This is a genomic window from Clostridium sp. (assembly GCF_034179595.1).
GTDB lineage: Bacteria > Bacillota > Clostridia > Clostridiales > Clostridiaceae > Clostridium.
Map to the genome: position 1 here is coordinate 1 of NZ_JAXFPT010000080.1, position 3,809 is coordinate 3,809.

Below are 3,809 nucleotides of genomic sequence, written 5' to 3' on the forward strand. Positions count from 1 at the left end.
GCATCAGATGGCATTCTAAGATCTCCACGAGGGCTTAAAGATATTGAACCAACCTTTGGACCATCAGGAAGGGCACTTCTCTTAAATTGTTGAGAGAAGAATCTCCATAAGAATTTATCAAGCCATTTTTCAATTTCTTCTTTTGAGTAATCATCTTTAAATGCATGCTCTGCTAAGAAAAGAATTCTTTCTTTTGAGGAACCATGTTTCATAAAATGATATAAGAAGAAGTCATGTAACTCATATGGGCCAACTATATCTTCAGTTTTTTGTGTTATTTCTCCTGTTTTTTCGTCCTTTGGAAGAAGTTCTGGACTTACAGGTGTATCTAAAATATCAAGTAAAGTTTCCTTTACTATTTCAGTAGATTCATTTTCAGCCACATAATTTACTAAATATCTAACAAGAGTTTTTGGTATAGATGGATTAACAGCATACATTGACATATGATCTCCATTATATGTGCACCAACCAAGGGCAAGTTCTGATAAATCACCAGTACCAACTAATATACCGCCTTCTTTATTTGCGATATCCATAAGTATTTGAGTTCTTTCTCTTGCTTGAACATTTTCATAAGTAACATCAAGTATATTTTTATCATGACCAATATCTTCAAAATGTTGAAGAGCTGATTTTACTATATTTATTTCTCTTAAATCACAACCAAGTTCTCTGCAAAGAGTAAGAGCATTATTATATGTTCTATCTGTAGTACCAAAGCCTGGCATTGTAATTGCTATTATATTTTTATTATCAATATTTAAAAGTTTAAATGTCTTAACTATTACAAGTAAGGCTAATGTAGAATCAAGTCCACCTGATATTCCTATAACAGTTTTATTTAAATTTACATGTTCAAGTCTTTTTGCAAGTGCTGATGCTTGAATATTAAATATTTCTTTGCATCTTGCAGACATTTCATCTTTTCTTGAAGGAACAAATGGATGTTTATCTATATATCTATCAAAATGTTTATCATCTACAGTATCAAAATCAAATTCTACAACTCTTACATTAAAAGGTGCAAATTTTGATGCATCTCTAAAGCTTAAATTCTTCATTCTTTCAGATCTTAATTTAAATACATCTATATCTGCATATATAACTTCATTTTCTCTTTGGAATCTTTCATTTTCTTTTAATATAGCTCCATTTTCACTTATTAATAAGTGTCCGCTAAATAATAAATCTGTTGATGATTCATGTACTCCAGCAGATGAATATATATATGCACACATTGAACGAGCACTTTGATTAGAAATTAAACTTTTTCTGTAATCGGCTTTTGAAACTAATTCATTTGATGCAGAAAGATTTAATATGATATTTGCACCTAAAAGTGAAAGGTAAGAACTTGGAGGGATAGTAACCCAAAGGTCTTCACAAATCTCAACTCCAAAGTTAAATATATCAGATGAGAAAATTAGGTCTGTACCAAATGGTATATCTTTTTGGAATGGTAAATCAACTTTTTGATTAGTTATTCCAACACCTTCAGTAAACCATCTCTTTTCATAGAATTCGCTATAATTTGGGATATATGATTTTGGAACTATTCCAAGAATCTTTCCTTTAAATAAGATAAATGCACAATTATATAAAGTACATCCTTTTAAAAGAGGAGCACCTACAGCTATTAGCATATCCATGTTTGATGTTTCAAGCATTATTGAAACAATTCCTTTTAATGCTTCATTTATTAATCTATCTTGAAGAAATAAATCTGCACAAGTATATGATGTTATACATAATTCAGGAAAAACTATAGCTTTAGCATCTTTATCGTTAGCTTCTTTTATACATTTTAGAATTTCTCCTACATTGTATTCAACATCAGCTACTTTAGTTTTAGGACAAGCTGATGCCACTTTTATAAAATCCATGTTTATCATCTCCATTACATTAGTATATCGTAATTATTATTTACTAGTTTTTAGTTTATATATAACCATAATAAAATGAAAATATTAGAAAATCAATGAAAACAAAAGAAAAGATTAAGCATGATATTTTAAATGATATAAAATAACTCTTAAAGCGATTAGAAATATATTTTAAAATAATAATTATTAAGTTATAATAAAATCATAAATTATAACATTATTAAAATTTTTAACTATACTATATTAATATAAAAGAAAAAGGGAGTGTAAAAAATGCTTCTAACAGTATTTTGGATTATAGTTGCTATAGTAATGATAGTAATTGACTTAGCTACTAGTGCATTTTTATTTTGTTGGATTGGATTTGCTGCAATAATAAGTATGATTTTAAATTTATTTTCTTTAAGTTTTCTTATACAAGTAATAGCATTTGGAATTATAAGTTTAATTTTAATCTTAGTAGGATATCCTTTAGTAAAGAAGAAATTTAAAACAAATATAAACTCATTGCCACTTATGGAAGAAAATTATGTAGGGATGATATTTGAAGCAGAAGAGAGGATAGAAAATACAGCACAAATAAAAATTTCAGGAATATATTGGGTAGTGGTTAATGAAGGAGAAGTAATTGAAAAAGGTGATAAATTTATTATCAAAGATATAAGAGGTAATAAATTTATAATAAATAAATATAAATAGGGGGTTTATTAGAATGTTAGGAGTTATTATTACTATAGTAATTATCGTATTAATATTAAGTATTATTTTATCATCAATAAAAATTGTTAATACGGGATATCTTTATGTAGTAGAAAGATTTGGACAATTTCATAAGGTATTAGAACCAGGATGGCATATTACTATTCCATTTGTTGATTTTGTAAGAAAGAAGGTTTCAACAAAGCAACAAATAATAGACGTTCCACCACAAACGGTTATTACAAAAGACAACGTAAATATATCAGTAGATAATGTAGTCTTTTATAAGCTTTTAAATGCGCAAGATGCAGTATATAATATTGAAGATTACAAAGCTGGTATAGTATATTCAGCAACAACTAACATAAGAAATATAATAGGTAATATGACTTTAGATGAAGTTTTATCTGGAAGAGATAAAATAAATCAAGAATTACTTATTATAATAGATGAAATAACAGATGCATATGGAATAAAGATACTTTCAGTTGAAATTAAAAATATTATTCCACCAGCTGAAATACAAAATGCCATGGAAAAGCAAATGAAAGCAGAAAGAGATAAGAGAGCTATGATACTTCAAGCAGAAGGTGAAAGACGATCTCAAATTGAAAAGGCTGAAGGTGAAAAGCAAGCTAGAATATTAGAAGCAGAAGCTCAAAAAGAAGCTCAAATTAGAAAAGCAGAAGGTTTAAAAGAATCTCAATTACTTGAAGCAGAAGGTAAGGCTACGGCAATAGAAGCAATAGCACTTGCAGAAGCAGAAGCTATTAGAAAAGTAAATCAAGCTATTATTGAGTCAGGAACAAATGAAACTGTAATTGCATTAAAACAAGTTGAAGCTTTAAAAGAAATGGCAAATAATCCAGCTAATAAGCTTATATTACCAAATGAAACTTTATCTTCTTTAGGAAGTATATCAGCTATTGCTGAAATGCTTAAGAAGGATAAATAACAACAATGTGAAGAGATATTTCAAGATAATATTGTGCTAGATTATATAGTTAATATTTAGAATCTTAATAGAAAAAACTAGGCTAAAAGCCTAGTTTTTTTACTTTTAATATTTTGTGAACTATGTAAAAAAACAAAAAATCGCTTGAAAATCAACATGTAAAAATATTAAAATAGTTACGTTGTCTTTGAAGGAGGTATATATGAGAAAAAAAGTAATAGTAGGTATAATGTCTGTATTATTAATAATGATGCTTAGTGCTTGTTCAG

At 27.7% G+C, this 3,809-nt stretch carries 3 protein-coding genes; 2 read left to right on the forward strand and 1 reads right to left on the reverse strand.

From position 1 onward, the window contains the following. Positions 1–1,886 (reverse strand): NAD(+) synthase (locus tag SPJ33_RS09820; protein WP_321117786.1); only part of this gene is annotated, 1,886 nt, incomplete at its 3' end. A gap of 273 nt (positions 1,887–2,159) precedes the next feature. Here SPJ33_RS09820 and SPJ33_RS09825 point away from each other — a divergent pair. Beyond that, positions 2,160–2,585, forward strand: coding sequence for an NfeD family protein (locus SPJ33_RS09825; RefSeq protein ID WP_321117787.1), 426 nt, complete (start codon positions 2,160–2,162; stop codon positions 2,583–2,585). Between the two features lie 13 nt (positions 2,586–2,598). Then, on the forward strand, positions 2,599–3,540 hold the full coding sequence (locus SPJ33_RS09830; protein WP_321117788.1) for an SPFH domain-containing protein: 942 nt from the start codon (positions 2,599–2,601) through the stop codon (positions 3,538–3,540). Positions 3,541–3,809: the final 269 nt, after the last annotated feature.